This window comes from Enterobacter sp. 200527-13 (assembly GCF_027924865.1).
Lineage (GTDB): Bacteria > Pseudomonadota > Gammaproteobacteria > Enterobacterales > Enterobacteriaceae > Enterobacter > Enterobacter ludwigii.
On sequence record NZ_BSCM01000001.1, the window covers coordinates 1843876 to 1863717 of the forward strand.

Here is a 19842-nt window from a genome sequence, read left to right on the forward strand (position 1 = left end):
ATGACGACATTACTAAACCCCTATTTTGGTGAATTCGGCGGGATGTACGTCCCGCAAATCCTGATGCCCGCCCTGCGCCAGCTGGAAGAAGCGTTCGTGAGCGCGCAGAAAGATCCGGCGTTTCAGGCTGAGTTTACCGACCTGCTGAAAAACTACGCTGGCCGTCCAACGGCCCTGACGAAATGCCGCAACCTGACCGAAGGCACCAAAACCACGCTGTATCTTAAGCGTGAAGATTTGCTGCACGGCGGTGCGCATAAAACCAACCAGGTGTTGGGTCAGGCGCTGCTTGCAAAACGGATGGGTAAAACCGAAATCATCGCTGAAACTGGCGCAGGCCAGCACGGAGTGGCATCAGCCCTTGCCAGCGCCCTTCTCGGTCTGAAATGCCGCATTTACATGGGCGCAAAAGACGTTGAGCGCCAGTCGCCTAACGTATTCCGTATGCGTCTGATGGGCGCAGAAGTGATCCCGGTGCACAGCGGCTCCGCGACGCTGAAGGATGCGTGTAACGAAGCGCTGCGCGACTGGTCTGGCAGCTATGAAACCGCGCACTATATGCTTGGCACCGCTGCAGGCCCGCACCCATTCCCGACGATTGTGCGTGAATTCCAGCGCATGATTGGCGAAGAGACCAAAGCGCAGATCCTGGAAAAAGAGGGTCGCCTGCCGGATGCGGTGATCGCCTGCGTTGGCGGTGGCTCTAACGCTATCGGCATGTTCGCTGATTTCATCGACGAAACCAGCGTCGGGCTGATTGGCGTTGAACCTGCAGGCCACGGGATTGAAACCGGTGAGCACGGCGCACCGTTGAAACATGGTCGCGTCGGGATCTACTTCGGTATGAAAGCGCCGATGATGCAGACCGATGACGGCCAGATTGAAGAGTCATACTCTATCTCGGCAGGCCTGGATTTCCCTTCCGTTGGGCCTCAGCACGCCTTCCTGAACAGCACCGGTCGTGCAGACTACGTTTCCATTACCGATGACGAAGCCCTGGAGGCGTTTAAAACGCTCTGTCGCCACGAAGGGATCATTCCTGCTCTGGAGTCCTCTCACGCCCTGGCGCATGCGCTAAAAATGATGAAAGAGAACCCGGAAAAAGAGCAACTGCTGGTGGTTAACCTTTCCGGTCGCGGTGATAAAGACATCTTCACCGTTCACGATATTTTGAAAGCACGAGGGGAAATCTGATGGAACGCTACGATAACGCATTTGCAGCACTGAAATCTCGCCAGGAAGGCGCGTTCGTTCCCTTCGTGACGCTGGGTGATCCGGGTCCTGAGCAGTCGCTGAAAATTATCGACACCCTGATTGAGGCCGGTGCCGATGCGCTGGAACTGGGTATTCCGTTTTCCGATCCTCTGGCCGATGGCCCGACTATCCAGAACGCAACGCTGCGGGCATTCGCGGCCGGTGTCACCCCGGGGCAATGTTTTGAGATGCTGGCCGCTATCCGCCAGAAGCACCCGACCATTCCGATTGGCCTGTTGATGTATGCCAACCTGGTCTTCAGTCGCGGTATTGATACCTTTTATGCAGAATGCGCGCGCGTGGGCGTTGACTCGGTGCTGGTGGCAGACGTACCGGTTGAAGAATCTGCGCCGTTCCGCCAGGCGGCGATGCGCCATAACGTGGCACCTATCTTCATCTGCCCGCCAAACGCCGATGATGAACTGCTGCGCCAGATTGCCTCTTATGGTCGCGGGTATACCTACCTGCTCTCCCGTGCGGGTGTAACCGGCGCGGAGAACAAAGCGGCGCTGCCTCTGCATCATCTGGTCGAGAAGCTGGCTGAATACCACGCGGCCCCTCCGCTGCAGGGCTTTGGGATTTCATCTCCCGATCAGGTCACGGCGGCAATTGACGCTAACGCAGCCGGTGCAATCTCAGGCTCCGCTATCGTTAAAATCATTGAGAAGAACGTGGACAAGCCAGAGCAAATGCTGGCTGAGCTGAAAACGTTTGTGAGCGCAATGAAAGCGGCAACGCGTAAAGCGTAACCTCTCCACCGTCTGGCTCCCCGCCAGACGGTGTTTCTGCCGATCAGTTATCCGGGTTCATCGTAAGCACTATCCGGTAGCGCGCCTTTCCCTGCCGTAACCTGTCGAGCGCCTCATTTGCCTGTTCAAAGGGCATCAGCTCTGTGACTGGCAGCGTCTGAAAGAGGTGGCTGAAACGCAGCGCGCGTTCGGTTTGCGACGGGGTGCTGACAAATGAACCGGTCAGGGTGCGTTCCGCGCCAATCATCATACCCGGCATGACCTGCAACGGTGTGCGTCCGGCACCCAACAGGATCGCTTTTCCTCTGGGGGCCAGGGCTGGCAATAACGCTGAAACCGCGTCTGCATCCGGGGCAGTGGCCACAATAATCTCGACACCGCCTTCCGCTCTCAGCCGTTCCGCCGCGTTTTCCGTCTGCGCATCGATATAGTGATGGGCGCCCAGCTGTAAAGCGTCATGCGCCTTTTCACTGCCGCGCGCAATCACGATAACCTCAAACCCCATCCTCCGGGCGTACTGAATCGCCATATGGCCTAAGCCACCAATACCGAGAATAGCCGCCCTGTCTCCCGCGCTGGCACCGGATTGACGCAACGCGTTAAAGGTTGCCGTACCGGCGCACAAGATCGGGGCCGCGTGAACGGAAGCGAGCGCTGAAGGAATGGCAATCAGCGCGGTATGGCGGATAACAACATACTCGGCGTAACCTCCGTCACAGCTCAGCCCCGGCGTTAGCTGATTTTCACACAGGTGAAAAAGCCCGTTGCGGCAAGGCGGGCAATGCTGGCAATATCCCCCAAGACGCCCGACGCCCACGCGCTGACCGGTGTGCCAGATCCCGGGAACTGCATCTCCTTTCCGGGTAATGTGGCCCACAATTTCATGGCCCGGAATGCGCCCGGGCTGCCCCGCTTCCGGTACCTTCTCCGCATCCTGAAGATCGGCACCACAAACGCCGCATACCTCAATTTTAATCAGTACGTCCTCGGGTCCCGGCTCGGGCAACGGTCTGACGACCATTTCAAGCACGCCCGGCGAGGAAACCTGCATAGCACGAAAAGTTTTATTCACGGTATCACCTGTGATGAGCGGTGTATTAGGCGTTACGGCCAGCCATGACGCCGCCGTCAATGTCCCAGATTGCGCCGGTGACCCAGCCTGTCTTGTCAGAAAGCAGGAAGGCAACCGTTTCAGCCACATCGCCCGGTGTACCCACGCGGCCAATCGGATGGAAGCTGTCGAAGCTGTTCATCACCTCTTTTACATCGTCTTTCGGGATGAAGCCTTCATAAATTGGCGTGTGAACAACGGCCGGAGACACGGCATTGACGCGAATGCCTTTCCCGCCCAGCTCAATAGCCAGGTTTTTGGTCCACGCATGCAGGCCGGCTTTCGCCATGGAATATGCGGAAGACGGCGTGGCCCCGATGGCCTGCTGTGCCCACATAGAGCCGATATTGACGATGGAGCCTTTAATACCGGCATCAACCATATTGCGCACCACATCACGGGTGATGAAGAAGGTTGCGCGGTTGATGCTCATGTACATGTCGTAATCTGACGCTTCATGTTCAGTAAACGGTTTCGGGAAGAACACGCCAGCGGCATTGACCAGCAGGCTGATGTCTTTGTGTTCAGCATTGAGGGTATTCATCACGTGCTGCATACCCTCTTCTTTCATCAGGTCAGCCACGATGATGGATACCGGCCCGTCGACCGCCAGCGCCTGACGAGCCTGCTCCGCTTTGTCCTTGCGGTTCCCCACCAGCACCACGCTGCCACCGTGTTTCAGAACCCGCTTCGCCGTTTCGAAGCCCATACCGCTTGTACCACCGACCACTAACAGCTTTTTACCGGCAAAAGATGCGTTCATCGCTAACCTCTTTTAAAACATTTGGTTGTCATTGATGAAAAGCCTCGCTCCTCATCGTGTGCATCCAGAATGCCACCCTGCATCAGGGTTGACGACTGAGAAGAAATTGCGACACAGGAAAGAAAATCTTCTTCGCTCAGGTATACTGAAAGAAAGAATAAATCGGAGTACCTGCAATGCGTTCCCTGAACAGACTTAAATGGCTACATGCTTTTGAAGCGACCGCCCGTCACGGCAGCTTTACCGGTGCAGCGCAAGAGCTTGGCGTGACGCCTGCCGCAGTAGGCCAGCTTGTTCGTTCGCTCGAAGACTGGGTTGGCCATCCGCTGCTTCGCCGTACGCGGTCGGGTAAGGAGCGCCTGACGCTGGTGGATGAGGCTCAGGATGCGCTGCAGGACATTACGCAGGGCCTGGACAAGCTGGAAAGCGGGTTAAACAAACTGCGCGGGCGTCGCGCACGTTCTGTCGTGGTCGTCACCGCCTCTCAGGTATTGATGATGAACTGGCTGATGGAGCGTCTTAACCGGTTCTCAGAAACGCATGACACAATCGATCTGCGGCTTAACGTCACGGAAAAGCTGATGGACGTATCGCACGGCGAGGCGGATATCGGCATTCGCTGCGGACAGGGAGACTGGCCCGGTGTGAATAAAACCTGGCTGATGGATGAAGAGGCGGTGCTGGTCTGTAGCCCCCGCCTGGTGCCTCCGGAGAAAATTGCCTGTGGTGACTGGCTCGCCACGCAGAAGCTGATCCACGATGACACGCCGCACCCGGGCGCGAATTTTCCCTCATGGGACGACGTTCTCCGTACCGTCAATGCCCCTGGCGCGCTGGAAAGCAGGCTGCATATTAACTCCACCTCCGCCGTGATTCTCTCGGCCCTGAGCGGCCGGGGGGTGGCGATTGTACGTCACGCGCTGGTGAAACAGCTGATTGAAACCGGGCAACTGGTTCAATTGCACCCAGACCATCGCTGGCCGTTAACATGGTCTTACTACCTGGTGACCCCGCAGCACACCGCCATGCGTGAAGAAGTAAAAATATTTCACGACTGGCTTCTTCATGACGTGGTCTCTGACAATCCATAACCCGCCTTTTTTAAGCATCATGCGGCAAGGGTCATCGCGTACCGGCATGATGCTTCTCTCCTCAGACGCCCGACATAGTTTTTCTTTTCTGCAACGCAAGATTAACTGATTTGTTGAAGATAACCGGCTTTCTCATAATCGCCCTCAACGAACGGTAAAGCAGACCGGTACCTTATCCGGCCGCCTTGCCTTAACCCTGAGCGAAGGAGAGAACGATGGCTTATCTGCAAATCAGCCTTGATATCAGTAATGAAAACCGTGCGGCAGCCGCCGGGGTCTACCAGCAATACAAAACCCCGTTCCTGACCACCATCGACGGTGCCACCTCTAAAGAACTGCTTGTTCGTGACGAGGACGTACAGGTCCTGCACGGATTTAAAACCGTGTCCCAGGCACAGGCGTATCTCAGCAGTCCGCTTTTCACCCAGGACGTCGTTGAAGCACTGAAACCATATCTGAACAGCGCGCCTGAAATCCGCATTTACGACGTCCTGTAACGGGCATTTTCTGAAACCTACACGTACCGGAGCTATGAATGTTTTTAAACTGGAATGAATATCGCACCAGCCTGCTGGCCACCGTCGGGAAATTTGCCAGACTGCAGCCTGAATTTATGAAAGGCTTACAGCAGATGGATAAAGGGGCTTCTGAAAATCAGCACCTTAATCCCAAGACCCACGAACTGATTGCGCTGGCTGTTGCCGTTACCACTCGCTGTGATGGTTGCCTGGCGGTACATGTGGAAGCTGCGGTTAAGAAAGGCGCAACGCGTGAAGAGATAGCTGAAGCGCTTTCCGTTGCCATCAGTCTGAACGCCGGTGCTGCGTTAACCTATACCGCCCGGGCTCTGGATGTTTTTGACAACCTGCCAACAAAATAAACCTGCATACGGCACCGCTGCGGTGCCGTTTAATGACTGACTATGATGTTACTGAATTCTGATTTTTCACAGCGAGCCATCATTACTCCTGATGACTACCGCTGGGTGCCTTCCCCGCAACCTGGTGTGGAGCGCGTCATGCTTGATCGCATTGGCCGCGAGCAGGCCCGCGCAACCAGCCTTGTCAGGTATGCCCCTGATTCTGTGTTTCCTGAGCACACCCACCCCGGCGGAGAAGAGATTCTGGTGCTGAGCGGTACCTTTACGGAAAACGGAACCGATTATCCGGCTGGCTGGTATCTACGCAGCCCGGACGGCTCGTCGCATCGACCGTCCAGTCGTGACGGCACCACCCTTTTCGTTAAGCTGCGCCAGTTCGCCGCCGAAGAACAGGAACCGGTCAGGATCAATACCAACGAGGCGAGTCGCTGGCACGGCCAGCCGCACAGACTCATTTGTCCCCTGTTCGCAAGCGTAGCGGAAACCACCCAGCTTCAGAGGATCGCACCGGGTGAACGACTCTTCTGCGCTCCGCTCGCCGGAGAAGCCGAGCTCCTGCTTCTCGAAGGGGAAATCAGCGCACCGGAAGGTCGTTACCTGAAAGGAAGCTGGCTCAGATTTCCTGAAGGCGATTTGCCGGCGCTGACGGCCGCCGCTTCTGGGGCACTTTTTTATCTTAAAACGGGACATCTCAGCCCGACCACACTGACCGGAGCGATACCATGAAAGGCAGCGTGATTATCATTGGTGCGGGTGTCAGCGGCCTGTATGCGGGCACACTGCTTGAAAAAGCGGGAGTGGATTACGTGATACTGGAAGCGAGGAAAAGAACCGGCGGTCGCGTACTTTCAGGTCAGGTGTTAGCAAACACGCCTGATGGGGTTCATGTGGACATGGGTGCGACCTGGTTCTGGCCGGAAATTCAGCCTGACTTCGCACACCTGGTTCATCAACTTGGATTAACGCCTCTCCCTCAGGGGCGACCAGGGGATATGCTTTATGAACGCCAGACGACGTCCCCTGCGCAACGTTATCCTGCCTATGTGACATCACCGGAGTCGTTCAGGCTTCAGGGTGGAATGCAGGCGCTGACGAGCGCATTAACACGCCAGATCCCAGCGCAGAAGATTAAGTCAGATCATCAGGTGGTTTCCATTTCCCGTCTCGGCGAGGGTATGCAGGTCGCGACGCAGTCCGAAACGGGCGAAGGCTCACTTTTCACCGGTGAACACGTTTTCCTCGCCCTGCCTCCCGCGCTGGCAGCAAAAATGACGTTCGAGCCAGCATTGCCGGAGCGGGTACTTTCACACTGGCGTAAAACGCCAACCTGGATGGCGCCTCACGCAAAATATGTCGCCCTGTACCAGACCGACTTTTTGCAGGCACAGCATCTCTGCGGTGATGTAAGCAGCCGTGTGGGTCCAATGGTTGAAATTCACGATGTGTCAGAGCCCGATACCGGCAAAACGGCTATCTTTGGTTTTATTGGCGTACCGGCAAAATCGCGATGGACGGTGAGCGAGGCCGAACTCAAGCGACTGTGCCGGGAGCAACTGGTGCGACTCTTCGGAGAAGACGCGGCAGAGCCTGAAGCCGAGTGGATAAAAGACTGGGCCGCCGATCCGTTTACGACGACAGAATTTGACCTGCAGCAGGACGTCGGGCACGCACAGCCGCAACAGATTCCGGCGCAGGAAGAATGGGCTGATAAATTAACCGGGATTGCCAGCGAATGGTCACCGCAATTTTCGGGTTATCTGGCCGGCGCAATTGACGCTGCTGCTGAAGGCGTTGGGCACTGGTTACGCCACGTTGCCAGACCCTGAGGCCTGTATCTGCCGATAACAAACATTTTGCTTCCCGGACCGGATTAATGAAATTTATTCATTTTTCTATTCTGATAACGCCTATTAACACGCGGTTTATTTCTGTTAAGAATAGTTGCCAATGACTGCAGACGATTGCCGGCTGGCGCAACGAACTCATACAGGAAAACCCGATGAAGATAAAAATTATACTGAACGACAAGACGCTGACCGCAACGTTGAATAGCAGCCAAACCAGTCGTGACTTTATCGCACTGTTGCCCCTTACGCTGCAGCTGAAAGATTATGCCGGGGAAGAGAAAATCGGCGATCTTCCTCGCCGCCTGTCCACGGCCGGCGCACCTGCGGGTACCGCGGCCGCTAAGGGTGATATCACGCTATATGCCCCGTGGGGAAATCTGGCGATTTTCTATAAAGCACACGGATATGCGTCGGGATTAATTACGCTGGGGCAATTAGACGAACCGGATGCCTTGCCCGTATCACCTGCTGAATATACTGCCCGATTTGAGCTACTGACGGATAAGTAGCCGCCCGAATATGTATTTCCGGCACAGCCGGCAAATCTCATCACAACACATTTATTCCCTTCTCTTTTTCCCGGTACCGGGTTTGCCGTTTCATTCACAACAGGAGAGTATGATGATCCGTTTCACCTCTGTAGCAGCATCACTATTGGTATTTGCAGGTATGTCCGCACACAGCGAAACCACCCCTTCAGCTCAAATGACCGTGTCTGAAACGGGCAGTCGCGCGACGGTTGCCGAACCCGCTGATCACTTTACCGGACGTGCTTACATTGACCCCCTCTTCTCACCTGTCGCCCCGCAAAGAACAGGCGCCGCGTATGTCACCTTCGTGCCCGGCGCACGTTCCGACTGGCATACCCATCCGCTTGGGCAAACACTGGTGGTCACGTCCGGGACGGGCTGGGTGCAGGAGTGGGGGCAGGAGCGAAAAACCGTGCACGCCGGGGATGTCATTCAATGCCCGCCAGGGGTTAAACACTGGCACGGCGCAACGGATAAAACCACGATGGTGCATATGGCCATTCAGGAATCGAATGAGCAGGGGCAAAACGTGAACTGGCTTGAAAAAGTCAGCGATGCGCAGTACCTGCAGGCGGGAGGGCATTAATGCTGAACAGAACCGCCCTGCTTATCGTTTCACTCTTATTGATTAACGGATGTGTCTCCCAGACTACTCAAAACAGGAGTTCGACAATGAAACCGGAAGACTCACGGGACGCGGTAGCCCAGGTCGCGCCAGCAATGGCTGCCTATTCAGAACAGTTTATTGAAAAAGATCTCTGGAATCGCCCGGAACTGTCGCGACGCGATCGAAGCCTGGTGACGGTTGCAGCGCTGATCAGCCGCAATGATACGGCGGAACTTCCCCACTACCTCAACGTGGCGCTGGACAGCGGCGTAAAACCTGCGGAAATCTCAGAAACAATCACCCACCTGGCTTTTTACGCCGGCTGGCCGAACGCCACCTCTGCGGCGCTGATCGCGCGTCAGCTGTTTGCGCAACGCCATATCGATACCGCTTCCTTGCCAGGCGGAAAGGTGGATTTCCTGCCGCTGGATGAAGAGTCGGAAAACAAGCGTGCCACGCTGGTTGAATCAAACTTTGGCAAGGTCTCGCCGGGCGTAGTGAAATACACGACCGACGCGCTATTCCAGAACCTGTGGCTCAGGCCCGGACTGGCGCCACGGGACAGAAGTCTGATCACGGTCAGCGCGTTGGTCACTGCCGGCCAGGTGGCCCAGGTTCCTTACCATCTCAACCGCGCCATGGACAATGGTTTAACCCGGACCCAGGCGTCCGAAGTCCTGACGCAACTGGCCTTTGTGGCGGGCTGGCCCAATGTTTTCTCGGCGATGCCGGTCTTTAAAGAGGTGTTTGCCGGCAGGGATAATGCCTGACATTTAGCCACGCAACTGTAAACGCCAGGCACCGGATGAGGGGCCTGGCTTTGCGTTGCTGACAAACGTCTCTCTTCAGGGATGTTTGTAATGGCGTAGCGCGTCGACCACCAGCTGGAATGCTTTCGAAAGATTTCGGTTCTCGGGATAGTAAATATAATAGCCATCCCAGTAGGGGCACCAGTCGTCGAGCACGCTAATAAGCTCCCCACGGGCGATATGCTTTTCTGCGATATCACGCGGAACATGCGCCAGGCCGTACCCTTCCACTGCAGCCTGAAGGCACTGATAGATCCGGCTAAAGACCAGCTGGCCAGTGACTTTCACGTTCAGGCTTTTACCCTCTTTTTCAAATTCCCAGACGTATAAATTGCCATGCGTCGGAAACCGCAGGTTGATGCAGTTGTAATCAATCAGATCGTTAGGGTGCTGCGGCTGAGGATTGCGGGAAAAATAATCAGGTGAGCCGACCACGGCAAAACGGACATCCGGGCCAATACGCACGGAAATCATGCCGTTGGAGATCTGTTCCCCCAGACGGGTTCCTGCATCAAACCGCCCGGAAACAATATCCGTCAAGGCATAGTCATCAATCAGCTCCAGACTAATGTCAGGATATTCTTTAAGCAGCGGTTCCAGCTTCGGCCAGATAACAGACCCGATAGCATAATCTGACGTTGATATGCGCACCGTACCCGCGGGTTTGCTGTTGAGATCTTTCAGGGACTGCAAACGACCCTGAATACCATCGATGTAAGGCCCCAGGTCATCCAGCATGGACTGACCAATATCGGTTAACGCAATACTGCGCGTGGTGCGAGTCAGCAGTTTCATCCCCAGCCGAGATTCGAGGGTACGCATAGTATGGCTCAGGGCTGACTGCGACACGCCTAATTGGGCCGCAGCTTTGGTGAAGCTTTTTTCGCGCGCAACGGCAATAAAAGCCATTAAGTCATTAAGATTTTCTCGTGCCAATCTGGGCCTCTGATATCCGGAAAATGGGTGGCTGATTCATCGCAATACACTGTCTCTTCAGACGAAAAGCGTTCTGGCGGTATGGTGTTCATTATAAATGACGGCCGCCTGCGCTGTACGAGAAGCAGTCTATCTAATTTATGAAAATTCCTCATTACTGCATTTTGATTTAGTCAGTTTTAACAACATCACATTTCCCGCAGAATACTTTTACACAACGTGAGACGTCTTCATTGCACGTGATTCCACGGTAAGAGGTATCAAATGGTTAAGTATGATTTTAGTGGCAAGGTGGCGCAGGTCACCGGCGCGGCTTCCGGTATGGGACTCGCGACCGTCAGGGCATTTTGCGAATCTGGCGCAACGGTGGTGATGGCGGATATTCGCGAGGATGCGTTATCTCGCGAAGCGGATGCGCTACTGGCCGAAGGGTATACCGTGAAACCCGTCGTCTGCGACGTGACTGACGAAGAGCAGGTCAGACGCATGATTGAGAATGCAGTACAGGCGTTTGGTCAGCTCGACGCCGCCTATAACAACGCCGGTATTCAGAGCCCCATTGCAGAAACCGCAGATGCCAGCGGCGAAGAGTTTGATCGCGTCAACGCGATTAACCTGCGGGGGATCTGGAACTGCATGAAATATGAACTGCAACAAATGCGCCGTCAGAAAAGTGGCGCTATCGTTAACTGTTCGTCTCTGGGCGGGCTGGTCGGTATTGCCGGGCGCGGCGTTTATCATGCGACAAAGCATGGCGTCCTCGGGCTGACCAAAAGCGCAGCACTGGAATATGCCGCGCGTGGAATACAGATCAACGCCGTTTGTCCCGGCATTATCCGCACGCCAATGGTCGAAAATATGCTGAACAGCGAGCCTGACGCAATGGCCGAGCTCATGAAGCTGCAGCCAATTGGTCGCCTGGGCGAGCCCGAAGAGATCGCGCGCGCCGTCTTATGGTTGTGCAGTTCCGATGCCAGCTTCGTCACCGGACAGGCTCTGGCAATTGATGGCGGTTATACGGTTCAGTAATCAGATGTCATTCTGGTTTATTCCCGACAGGATGGGTGTAGACCAGCGTATTCAACGATTTGAAAGAATAAAGACGATTACCATGGGTTCGTCGTGGTTCTGTTTATACTTTTGAATGGTGTCTAAACAGGGTGGAGGTACTCTTCAGTGGAATATACAGTATTAAGCAACAACCTCAGAATGCCGATGGCGGGTTTTGGTGTTTTTCAGGTCACCGATAAAGAAGAATGTAAACAGTCAGTACTGAGCGCCATTCGTACAGGCTATCGCCTCATTGATACCGCAGCAGTGTACGGCAATGAAGACGCCGTGGGCGATGCCGTTCGTGAAGCCATCGCTGAAGGTCTGTGTACCCGCGAGGAGTTATTTATTACCTCTAAGCTGTGGGTGCAGGACATGGCAAGCTACGAGACCGCCAAAGCCGGTATTGAGGCCTCGTTAAAAAAATCGGGATTAGACTATTTCGATCTCTACTTATTGCATCAGGCAATGCGTGATTATTTCAGCGCGTGGCGGGCTTTGGAAGATGCGTATGATGCCGGAAAGCTAAAAGCGATTGGCGTGTCTAATTTCTACGCCCACGTGCTCACCAACTTCTGTGAAACGGTCAGAATTAAGCCCATGGTAAATCAGGTGGAATTACACCCTTACTTTGCGCAATCTGACGCGCTCGAGACCATGAAATATTACAACGTTCAGCCAGAAGCCTGGGCACCACTTGGCGGCGGAAGGCACAAACCGTACGAAAATGAAATGCTCAAGGGGATTGCCGAAGCGCATCAAAAAACCATCGCTCAGATCATTCTGCGCTGGAATGTGCAACGTGGCGTTACCGTCATTCCTAAATCCACGCACCAGAACCGGATTGAAGAGAACCTGGCTATCTGGGACTTCTCCCTGAGCGATGCCGAAATGGCGCAAATAAGTTCGCTCGACTTAGGCTATGTTGGCGATGCGGTTAAACACTTTAACCCTGAGTTTGTTCGCGGGTGTCTGGGTGTAAAAATCCACGACTAAGCGCGACGCGGCGTGCCACCCTCTTCCACTTCTGCAGAGAATGTAATGCCCCTCTCCCTGCTTCGGTACCGAACAGGGAGAGGATATATGTTTTAGCGATCCAAATGCTGAAGGTGGGCATCGTCTGCTTTTATTGCCTGGAACGATTCTGGAAATAAAGTTTCCGACCGAAACAAAATAGGTCTGTGCGACTTAGGATTCAGGCCGTGGACTTGTCTGTACCGGATATGCCATTATATGATTTGGTTAAATCTTTGTATTTATCTTTTGAATAAGGTTAATACAAAATGGCATACTTATTCAGGCGATAAGCGATGGTGTACTTGGATTATTTATTAACATTTATAGAAAGCAATCCGGCTCTGGCCATTGGATTTAATCTTATTCTGTTGGTCATCTCAGGTTTCTTTGCGCACCTGATGTGCAAATTCCTGCTCATAAAAATCGTTCGTAAGGTCTTCTTTGCCAGCCATAAACAGGATGTCCCGCTGGAAAAAGATCGTCGCATAGCCGAAAAGCTGTCGAATTTCATTCCGGTTATTATCGTTTATTACGTCCTGCAGTTTATGCCCAATATGCCAGCATCGCTGGTGACGGCAATAAATACCATTTGTGGGATTTTATTCTTTATTTTTCTGTCGGTTTTCTTCAATGAGATGCTGGATATTGTCAACAGCTCATATTTACGCAAGACGAAGCGTAAAAATCACTCTATCAAAGGCTATATCCAGATAGGGAAAATATTTATTCACGTCATCGCCGCGATCATGATCCTTGCCGTCATGTCGAATAAATCCCCCGCGATTATTATTTCCAGCCTCGGGGCCGTGGCGGCCGTGCTGATGTTAGTCTTTCAGCATACCCTGCTTTCGCTCGTTGCCAATATCCAGCTTTCGTCAAATGACGTCCTGCAGTTGGGGGACTGGATTGAAATGCCCGATAAAAACCTGAGTGGCGAAGTGACCGACATTGCGCTGCACACCATTACTATCCGTAACTGGGATAACACGATCTCGCGTATCCCGACCAAAAACTTTCTGACCGAAACGTATACCAACTGGCAGGCCATGTTTTCGTCAGGCGCACGCCGGATTATGCGCAGCACCACGATCGATCAGCACTCCGTTACATTTCTCACGCAGGAAACGCTGGCCCCGATGCTGGCCCTGCGCGGCACGAATGAACCGCTGGCAAAACTCATCGACGGGCGTGACCCCATGGGCATACCGGACAGTTGGTTTATGGATAATGGCCTGACAAATTTAACGCTCTTTCGGCACTACCTGATGGCCTGGCTCGCCGATCGGCCTGATATTATCAAAGATATGTATATTGTGGTGAGAACGCTGAAGCCTACGCCGTCGGGTATTCCCCTGGAAATTTATTGCTTTACCTCTTCCGTACTGTGGATGGAGTATGAAAATACTCAGTCAGCGATATTTGAATACATCACCGCTGTCGCCGGTCAGTTCTCGCTCCGCTTATATCAGTATCCGGCAGGACATGATTTCTGGCGTTTATCACAGGAACACAGCCTTCGGGACCGCACTCCACCTCCGGGTGAAGGTTAAGCTTTTTTGAAAACAGGCCGGTAAAACGGAATAATAGACAGCCTATCATCATCCTGAAGCCATAAAAAAACCCGCACTCGGCGGGTTTTTTTATTATCGGTGAAGCTTAACTGCTCAGACTCGCGTCTTCATCGCTATCGTAAGGCTCACCGACAATGTGCGCGACTTACAGCGGAGAAACGTTACCCGCTGCTGGGCCTTTAGCGCCATTTTCAATGGTGAAGGACACTTTCTGGCCTTCATCAAGAGATTTGTAGCTGTCGCTCTGAATAGCAGAGAAATGTACGAATACATCTTTGCTGCCGTCGTCAGGAGTGATAAAGCCAAAACCTTTATCAGAGTTAAACCATTTTACTAAACCAGTCATTTTATTAGACATAGATAATTCCTTATTTTTTGAGCCACTAAGCGCGGCGATGATGGCCTGTATTTAGAGAGTAACTTATTTGGCACTTAGGAGGAGGCTCACGAAGAAGAGTATCTATTGATAACACCTGAACTGAGGACTGCTTTACTAAACTGCTTTAATAAGGTCTGTATTCCAAACCGATGACGCTATTTAGGCACAGAAAAAATTTTTAAGCAAAGTTTTTATTTTTTATTATAACCACTTAAACACCCGGACGGCTGAATGGCTATGAAAATTAAGGCGCTGGAACAGCGTATTCACGCCCTGTTTAGCTAAAGCATACCGCCCCTTTTGAGGGTGGATACCCGTCTGACGATGGGTCATCGTATGCGCGTGACTGCTCAACCAGAGGCTGAACTCGTGTGGCATGGGATTACATCGCTCAGGCGACTTTCCACCTGGATTTCTGATGCAAGGCTGAAGTCTGAGGTGGAAAGGTAATGCGCCCTCGCTAAGTAGCTCAAAATGCTTAAAATTCATGCCTATAGCGCACAAAGTGAAATAGATTTTCGTTCGAAGCCACTTATCATAGGTGTTTTGAATGAAAGTGGTGGTGTTAATGTCTGTGCTCAAAAGCTTTTTCTTCTTTCTTTTCGCGTCAGCAGCCTGCACTGTGCCCGTGCTTTGCCTGTGGGCGGATATCTATTTATTTAACCTGGATATACCGGAGATATCGCTGACCGAAATTGTGCAGGAATCAGTTTTAGGGGGCATTGTATTTATACACTTCCTGCTGGCGAAGAAATGGGCATTCATGCGCTATTGCAACGTCCTGATTGGCGGCTTTTTCCTCTCCATGCTGATTCGAGAACTGGATGCATTTTTTGATCTTCTGGCTCACGGAAGTTGGGTATGGTTTGCACTGCTTTCCGCCGTTTGTGCTTTGCTTTATCCCGTTATCCATTATCGTCTTACCCTTACGCAACTGGCAGACTATACCCGTACCCCGTGGTACGGCGTGATGCTCAGTGGTCTGTTGGCAGTCCTGGTCTTCTCCCGGCTGTTTGGAATGCACGGATTGTGGTACGCGATACTTGATCAAAGCTACGTCAGGGTGGTCAAAAATGTCGTGGAGGAAGGCAGCGAATCATTCGGGTATATGCTCTGCCTTATAGCATCTGTAGGGTACTACTGCTCTTTCCGGTCGCTCCCCCGCCAGAAATGATTCTGGTATTTAGAGAGCACGATAAACACGCCAATCTTCCTGTGACGATGAGTTGAACGCCACAGGGAGAGCGGACTTCTATTCTCAAAAGCAAACGTTGTAGCGCCCAATATAATACGTTACATCTCTCTTAACGCCATCCGCGTGCTCCGTGTTCAGGTAATGCCCTTATAAAGTGAAAAAGAATCAATAGTCGTTGAACAGATGAAGATAAAAAAACAACATCAAAAATCTCTTCTTCAGATTTTTAATGGTGAAGTCAATCTCCCTCGCAGCAAAAATTCACGTGATTATATGTGAATTCGCAGACTAACATCTTAACGCTCTATTAATTCGGCGAATCTCTCAAGAAATGCACTAAATGCAGCTTTCGGTAGCATCGGAACGACTTTAATTATAACCGATGGTGATATATCTCGCAGGGAAGGATAGTCTAATACCTTTTCCATACCCAGATCCCTCGCTTCAGTAGCGAGCATGATCCGATCAGCATGCTTAACTTCTGAGGCTTTACAGGAGGAAATATTAAATTTCACTCTGATCAATGACTCAATTTCTTTCTCAAGGTTTATATACTGCGGCATACATTTTTTTAAAGGAGAAGGGAAATCTTTTATGTAAGCCTCGGTGGCATCATGAAGAAGCCCTTCCAGAGCCAAATGCACTGGCGTTAAATAACTTACCAGAACGGAATGCTGAGCCACTGAATAGAAACTTTCGCATTGCCCACCAAAACGGCATTCATTTGACAAGCCCTTAGCGATATCAATTATATCTATATCATTTATACTGAGATTAAGAAAATCAATTTTCTTGCCGCTAAAAGTAACGATAGTGGTTGCTGAATGCATAAAACCGCCCCAAATAAAATAACTCTCAGACCATTTACCTGGAGTATAAAAAACGCTTTATCGAAAAAAAAGGACGCATGTCCTTTTTTCGAAAGGAGTTTTATTATAAGAGTTGATGACGATTTGAGAAAATGGTATAGATGCGCCAGAAATATCATCGCTGACAGGTTAACCTGGGGATGCCAGGCATATGACTTGAGATTATTTCATGCACAATCTATAATAATTCACAAACAAAGCGTTGAGTCACCTTTATGAAATCATTACAAATAGATTTATCACATTCTGACATTCTGAACTCTAAACTTAAATTCATTTTACCAGATGACATACTCAGCAGAGCTAAATTACTGATTTTTAATAAGGGAGAGATTTTACTCCACCAAGGAGATTCCCCATCGGGAGTTTACTGTTTAATTAAAGGTAAGGTACAAATAGAGCATTTATCTAAAGATGGTAAAGATATTACTTTTTGTATAGAAGAACCTCTCTCTGTGATTGGTGCCATTGAAATTTTCCAACATGATAGCACCAGCAGAAATCTGAGTACAGTAAAGATCCTTAAGACGTCAACGATAGTTTATTTTTCACTTAACTATATAAATACAATTGGATTAAATGAGCCAGTTTTTCTTCGTTTTCTTTGCCAACAACTTGCAAATAAATTATTCATCTCTTCTCAATTAAAAACCACTATGTGTTTAAGTTCATTACAGAGAGTGTCAAATTACCTCATGAATGAATATAATAAACATGGTTCCGTTATCAGGCTTGAGCGAAGAGAATTGGTCGCATCATTTCTTTCCATTTCGGTGAGACATCTCAATCGAGTTTTAGCAGAGTTACAAGAAAATCAAATCATAGAACTCAAGAATAAAACGATTATAGTGAAAGACAGTGAATTATTAAAGCCAGAGTAATCTGCAAATAACCTTCGCACCACATTCTACCACAGCCGCTTTCAACGCCATCGGAAGATGGTTCATTTATATGAAGCCTTTTTTTAATCACAAGTTTTTTATTTTATAAAAGCACTAGCCATATATAAAAACTATGGCACACGATTTTTTCACAAATATCTTAGCGAAGTTAGCGCTCAGAATACTAATCGTTATTGAAGCGAGACCGACTGGCATGTCCACTAAAAAGAGATAGATGTCCTTTTTTTTGGATGCATTGTTCGTCATCTTATCTCGTGACAAGCTTCCTTACTGAGAGAAATACTATGAGAAAATTACTTATTGATACTGATACCGCTTCTGATGACGCAGTCGCTATTGTGATGGCACTCAGAGAGCGTACCGTTAGGGTTGAAGCAATCACAGTAGTCGTTGGTAACTGTGAGATCGAACAGTGTGTTCAAAACGCATTAGTGAGTATTGAAAAAGCCGGAACATATGCTCCTCCTGTATTTTCCGGAATGACAAAGCCGCTTTTTAAAACCCACTTCACTTCTCACCATATTCATGGCAAAGATGGTATGGGTAATATGGAAAATCCCCCCACCACCCTAAAGTCGGAATCACTTCATGCGGTAGATGCGATTCTTCTTTATGCAGAAAAATTCAAAGGTGAACTTGAGATCGTTACCCTGGGACCTCTGACTAATCTGGCAATGGCAGTACTGAAGGAACCAACGCTTGCGAAAAAAATTAAACATGTTTATATCATGGGCGGTGCCGGCCTTACTTCGGGAAATATCACGCCTCTGGCTGAGTTCAATTTTTTTGTTGATGCGGAAGCCGCTAATATAGTGATGCAATCAGGGCTCCCTATGACAGTCGTTGGGTGGGAAATAGGCATGGGAGAAGCTTTCATTAATGAAGATGATATAGCATACCTCAATCAACTGAGCCCCTTGGGTCAGTTCGCCGTAAGATGCAACAAATCCTTGATGGAGTTTAATGCAGGCCGAACGGTACGCAAGGGTTTTGATTTGCCAGACCCCACCACCATGGCAGTAGCGCTTTTTCCTGATATTGTTGAGGAGGCGTTTTCCCGTTATTCCTGGGTGGAGTACAAATGTGAGTCATCGTATGGACATTATGTTATCGATGCGACAAACCTTACAGGGAAAGCACCTAATGCCAGAATTATACTTAAAATAAAAAGTGGTATGTTCAAAGAGAAATTATTCTCGTTACTCGCAGACTCCGCAATGATGTATAGAGGAACTTTAGATGCATTTTAATTCCCGAAGGATTCCGAAAATTGAGCTTCACGTTCATTTGGATACTTGTATTAGCTATCATTGCGCAAAAATGCTGATGCCTGCACTGAATCTTAAAGTATTTCAGTCGAGTTTTATCGCACCGAGTCAATGTACTGACCTGGGAGATTTTTTAAGAAGAATTTCTCCGCAGCTGAGCTTATTACAAACCCACACTGCATTACGTCAGGCCGTCGAAGACATGTTTGATCAACTCCATGCTGATGGGGTAATTTATGCTGAGTTACGCTTTGCGCCACTCTTACATCTTAATCAATATCTTACGGCTGAAGAGGTCATTGAAACCGTCCTGGATGCCATGCAGATAAATAGCCATATTTTTGATATCAAAGCCAATTTAATATTATGTACACTGCGTCATTTTACGGCAGAACAGAGCCTTGAGACGGCAAGACTGGTGACAAAATACCTGCATTATGGGGTTGTCGCGCTTGACCTTGCAGCTGATGAAGCCCGCTACCCGCTGGATAACCATGTTGAGGCGTTTAATTATGTACGCCAGCATGGAGGCAACTGTATCGCACATGCAGGAGAGGCTAAGGATTTCGTCAGCGTAAATGAAACGCTTAATAAACTGAAAGTTTCTCGCATCGGACATGGCGTCAGAAGCATTGCTGACAGAGCGACACTAGATCGGTTGCTTGAAGAGCATATCCATCTGGAGATTTGCCCGGGTTGTAACATTGTCTGTAATATTTATCCTTCCATTGAAGAGCACCCTGTTAATGCGCTTTTTCGTGAAGGCATTTCATTAAGCATTAATACTGATGCCAGAACCGTTGCCAACACCTCACTGGATAAAGAATATCAACTATTACATCATGTTTTTGGATGGGACACAGAAGAATTTCTGGTTTGCAATATCAATGCTATTGACGCATGTTTTGCCTCGCTACCGCTGAAGAAACAACTCAAAGCCAATCTTACGGGGTGATAATCCCAGACATACATTTAAACAACAGGCATGAGCGCTCATTACATCGAATATGAAAT

Annotated in this window: 22 protein-coding genes and 1 pseudogene; 18 read left to right on the forward strand and 5 right to left on the reverse strand. The window is 50.4% G+C overall.

Annotation, left to right across the window (positions count from 1 at the left end):
• Both trpB and trpA read left to right on the forward strand, forming a co-directional pair.
• On the forward strand, positions 1–1194 hold the full coding sequence (trpB, locus tag QMG44_RS08855) for a tryptophan synthase subunit beta (protein WP_020882431.1): 1194 nt from the start codon (positions 1–3) through the stop codon (positions 1192–1194).
• Positions 1194–2003 carry a tryptophan synthase subunit alpha gene (gene trpA / locus QMG44_RS08860; protein ID WP_014170385.1) on the forward strand — a complete coding sequence of 270 codons (810 nt, stop codon included), beginning with the start codon at positions 1194–1196 and terminating at the stop codon, positions 2001–2003. Before trpB ends, trpA begins: the two co-directional genes overlap by 1 nt.
• A gap of 43 nt (positions 2004–2046) precedes the next feature.
• Here trpA and QMG44_RS08865 read toward each other — a convergent pair whose 3' ends face one another.
• Positions 2047–3075, reverse strand: coding sequence for a zinc-binding dehydrogenase (locus QMG44_RS08865; RefSeq protein WP_086532442.1), 1029 nt, complete (start codon positions 3073–3075; stop codon positions 2047–2049).
• A gap of 25 nt (positions 3076–3100) precedes the next feature.
• Positions 3101–3877, reverse strand: a complete 777-nt coding sequence (locus tag QMG44_RS08870) for an SDR family NAD(P)-dependent oxidoreductase (RefSeq protein WP_086532441.1) — start codon at positions 3875–3877, stop codon at positions 3101–3103.
• Between the two features lie 176 nt (positions 3878–4053).
• Between QMG44_RS08870 and QMG44_RS08875 the strand changes: the two genes are divergently transcribed.
• The 8 genes from QMG44_RS08875 to QMG44_RS08910 all read left to right on the forward strand — a co-directional run bounded on the left by QMG44_RS08875 (position 4054) and on the right by QMG44_RS08910 (position 9602).
• A complete protein-coding gene (locus QMG44_RS08875) occupies positions 4054–4968 on the forward strand; it encodes a LysR substrate-binding domain-containing protein (protein ID WP_014170388.1) in 915 nt (304 codons plus the stop codon).
• Positions 4969–5183: 215 nt separating this feature from the next.
• Positions 5184–5465 carry a hypothetical protein gene (locus QMG44_RS08880; RefSeq protein ID WP_014170391.1) on the forward strand — a complete coding sequence of 94 codons (282 nt, stop codon included), beginning with the start codon at positions 5184–5186 and terminating at the stop codon, positions 5463–5465.
• Between the two features lie 38 nt (positions 5466–5503).
• Positions 5504–5848 carry a carboxymuconolactone decarboxylase family protein gene (locus tag QMG44_RS08885; protein ID WP_086532440.1) on the forward strand — a complete coding sequence of 115 codons (345 nt, stop codon included), beginning with the start codon at positions 5504–5506 and terminating at the stop codon, positions 5846–5848.
• 42 nt (positions 5849–5890) lie between these two features.
• A complete protein-coding gene (locus QMG44_RS08890) occupies positions 5891–6574 on the forward strand; it encodes a cupin domain-containing protein (protein ID WP_281853073.1) in 684 nt (227 codons plus the stop codon).
• Positions 6571–7674, forward strand: a complete 1104-nt coding sequence (locus QMG44_RS08895; RefSeq protein ID WP_086532438.1) for an FAD-dependent oxidoreductase — start codon at positions 6571–6573, stop codon at positions 7672–7674. Before QMG44_RS08890 ends, QMG44_RS08895 begins: the two co-directional genes overlap by 4 nt.
• Positions 7675–7847: 173 nt before the next feature.
• Positions 7848–8204: a cyclophilin-like fold protein gene (locus QMG44_RS08900; RefSeq protein ID WP_020882425.1), complete on the forward strand. Its 357-nt coding sequence runs from the start codon at positions 7848–7850 to the stop codon at positions 8202–8204.
• A gap of 112 nt (positions 8205–8316) precedes the next feature.
• Complete coding sequence (locus QMG44_RS08905) at positions 8317–8811, forward strand: cupin domain-containing protein (protein WP_025203972.1); 495 nt, start codon at positions 8317–8319, stop codon at positions 8809–8811.
• Complete coding sequence (locus tag QMG44_RS08910) at positions 8811–9602, forward strand: carboxymuconolactone decarboxylase family protein (protein WP_078774423.1); 792 nt, start codon at positions 8811–8813, stop codon at positions 9600–9602. Before QMG44_RS08905 ends, QMG44_RS08910 begins: the two co-directional genes overlap by 1 nt.
• Positions 9603–9677: 75 nt before the next feature.
• On the opposite strand, the gene QMG44_RS08915 is transcribed toward QMG44_RS08910, so the two are convergent.
• Positions 9678–10577 carry a LysR family transcriptional regulator gene (locus QMG44_RS08915; RefSeq protein WP_014170396.1) on the reverse strand — a complete coding sequence of 300 codons (900 nt, stop codon included), beginning with the start codon at positions 10575–10577 and terminating at the stop codon, positions 9678–9680.
• 264 nt (positions 10578–10841) lie between these two features.
• Between QMG44_RS08915 and QMG44_RS08920 the strand changes: the two genes are divergently transcribed.
• The 4 genes and pseudogenes from QMG44_RS08920 (at position 10842) to QMG44_RS08935 (ending at position 14194) form a co-directional block, all read left to right on the forward strand.
• A complete protein-coding gene (locus tag QMG44_RS08920) occupies positions 10842–11606 on the forward strand; it encodes an SDR family NAD(P)-dependent oxidoreductase (protein ID WP_086532436.1) in 765 nt (254 codons plus the stop codon).
• 147 nt (positions 11607–11753) lie between these two features.
• Positions 11754–12623: an aldo/keto reductase gene (locus QMG44_RS08925; protein ID WP_014170398.1), complete on the forward strand. Its 870-nt coding sequence runs from the start codon at positions 11754–11756 to the stop codon at positions 12621–12623.
• 314 nt (positions 12624–12937) lie between these two features.
• Positions 12938–13358 (forward strand): annotated as a pseudogene (locus tag QMG44_RS08930) (hypothetical protein).
• Between the two features lie 107 nt (positions 13359–13465).
• Positions 13466–14194 carry a mechanosensitive ion channel domain-containing protein gene (locus QMG44_RS08935; RefSeq protein WP_329957275.1) on the forward strand — a complete coding sequence of 243 codons (729 nt, stop codon included), beginning with the start codon at positions 13466–13468 and terminating at the stop codon, positions 14192–14194.
• Between the two features lie 166 nt (positions 14195–14360).
• Here the strand turns inward: QMG44_RS08935 and cspA are convergent, their stop codons facing one another.
• The gene (gene cspA / locus QMG44_RS08940) at positions 14361–14573 is read right to left on the reverse strand and encodes an RNA chaperone/antiterminator CspA (protein WP_014170400.1); all 213 of its coding nucleotides are present in this window, start codon (positions 14571–14573) and stop codon (positions 14361–14363) included.
• A gap of 589 nt (positions 14574–15162) precedes the next feature.
• Here cspA and QMG44_RS08945 point away from each other — a divergent pair.
• Complete coding sequence (locus tag QMG44_RS08945) at positions 15163–15768, forward strand: transporter (RefSeq protein WP_086532434.1); 606 nt, start codon at positions 15163–15165, stop codon at positions 15766–15768.
• A gap of 317 nt (positions 15769–16085) precedes the next feature.
• Here QMG44_RS08945 and QMG44_RS08950 read toward each other — a convergent pair whose 3' ends face one another.
• Complete coding sequence (locus QMG44_RS08950) at positions 16086–16619, reverse strand: hypothetical protein (protein ID WP_025203966.1); 534 nt, start codon at positions 16617–16619, stop codon at positions 16086–16088.
• A gap of 254 nt (positions 16620–16873) precedes the next feature.
• Here QMG44_RS08950 and QMG44_RS08955 point away from each other — a divergent pair, with 254 nt between their 5' ends.
• The 3 genes from QMG44_RS08955 (at position 16874) to add (ending at position 19783) form a co-directional block, all read left to right on the forward strand.
• On the forward strand, positions 16874–17539 hold the full coding sequence (locus tag QMG44_RS08955) for a Crp/Fnr family transcriptional regulator (protein WP_020882419.1): 666 nt from the start codon (positions 16874–16876) through the stop codon (positions 17537–17539).
• 305 nt (positions 17540–17844) lie between these two features.
• Positions 17845–18810, forward strand: a complete 966-nt coding sequence (locus QMG44_RS08960; RefSeq protein ID WP_044867516.1) for a nucleoside hydrolase — start codon at positions 17845–17847, stop codon at positions 18808–18810.
• Positions 18800–19783: an adenosine deaminase gene (add, locus tag QMG44_RS08965; protein WP_086532433.1), complete on the forward strand. Its 984-nt coding sequence runs from the start codon at positions 18800–18802 to the stop codon at positions 19781–19783. Before QMG44_RS08960 ends, add begins: the two co-directional genes overlap by 11 nt.
• Positions 19784–19842 lie beyond the last annotated feature (59 nt).

Bases quoted from the DNA above. Each gene is read 5' to 3' on its own strand.
- QMG44_RS08880 (WP_014170391.1), top strand. From the start codon at position 5,184: ATGGCTTATCTGCAAATCAGCCTTGATATCAGTAATGAAAACCGTGCG.
- QMG44_RS08955 (WP_020882419.1), top strand. From the start codon at position 16,874: ATGAAATCATTACAAATAGATTTATCACATTCTGACATTCTGAACTCT.
- QMG44_RS08905 (WP_025203972.1), top strand. From the start codon at position 8,317: ATGATCCGTTTCACCTCTGTAGCAGCATCACTATTGGTATTTGCAGGT.
- QMG44_RS08950 (WP_025203966.1), bottom strand. From the start codon at position 16,619: ATGCATTCAGCAACCACTATCGTTACTTTTAGCGGCAAGAAAATTGAT.
- QMG44_RS08890 (WP_281853073.1), top strand. From the start codon at position 5,891: ATGATGTTACTGAATTCTGATTTTTCACAGCGAGCCATCATTACTCCT.
- cspA (WP_014170400.1), bottom strand. From the start codon at position 14,573: ATGTCTAATAAAATGACTGGTTTAGTAAAATGGTTTAACTCTGATAAA.
- QMG44_RS08900 (WP_020882425.1), top strand. From the start codon at position 7,848: ATGAAGATAAAAATTATACTGAACGACAAGACGCTGACCGCAACGTTG.
- QMG44_RS08885 (WP_086532440.1), top strand. From the start codon at position 5,504: ATGTTTTTAAACTGGAATGAATATCGCACCAGCCTGCTGGCCACCGTC.
- trpB (WP_020882431.1), top strand. From the start codon at position 1: ATGACGACATTACTAAACCCCTATTTTGGTGAATTCGGCGGGATGTAC.
- QMG44_RS08945 (WP_086532434.1), top strand. From the start codon at position 15,163: ATGTCTGTGCTCAAAAGCTTTTTCTTCTTTCTTTTCGCGTCAGCAGCC.
- QMG44_RS08870 (WP_086532441.1), bottom strand. From the start codon at position 3,877: ATGAACGCATCTTTTGCCGGTAAAAAGCTGTTAGTGGTCGGTGGTACA.
- QMG44_RS08920 (WP_086532436.1), top strand. From the start codon at position 10,842: ATGGTTAAGTATGATTTTAGTGGCAAGGTGGCGCAGGTCACCGGCGCG.
- QMG44_RS08960 (WP_044867516.1), top strand. From the start codon at position 17,845: ATGAGAAAATTACTTATTGATACTGATACCGCTTCTGATGACGCAGTC.
- QMG44_RS08935 (WP_329957275.1), top strand. From the start codon at position 13,466: ATGTTAGTCTTTCAGCATACCCTGCTTTCGCTCGTTGCCAATATCCAG.
- QMG44_RS08875 (WP_014170388.1), top strand. From the start codon at position 4,054: ATGCGTTCCCTGAACAGACTTAAATGGCTACATGCTTTTGAAGCGACC.
- trpA (WP_014170385.1), top strand. From the start codon at position 1,194: ATGGAACGCTACGATAACGCATTTGCAGCACTGAAATCTCGCCAGGAA.
- QMG44_RS08910 (WP_078774423.1), top strand. From the start codon at position 8,811: ATGCTGAACAGAACCGCCCTGCTTATCGTTTCACTCTTATTGATTAAC.
- add (WP_086532433.1), top strand. From the start codon at position 18,800: ATGCATTTTAATTCCCGAAGGATTCCGAAAATTGAGCTTCACGTTCAT.
- QMG44_RS08895 (WP_086532438.1), top strand. From the start codon at position 6,571: ATGAAAGGCAGCGTGATTATCATTGGTGCGGGTGTCAGCGGCCTGTAT.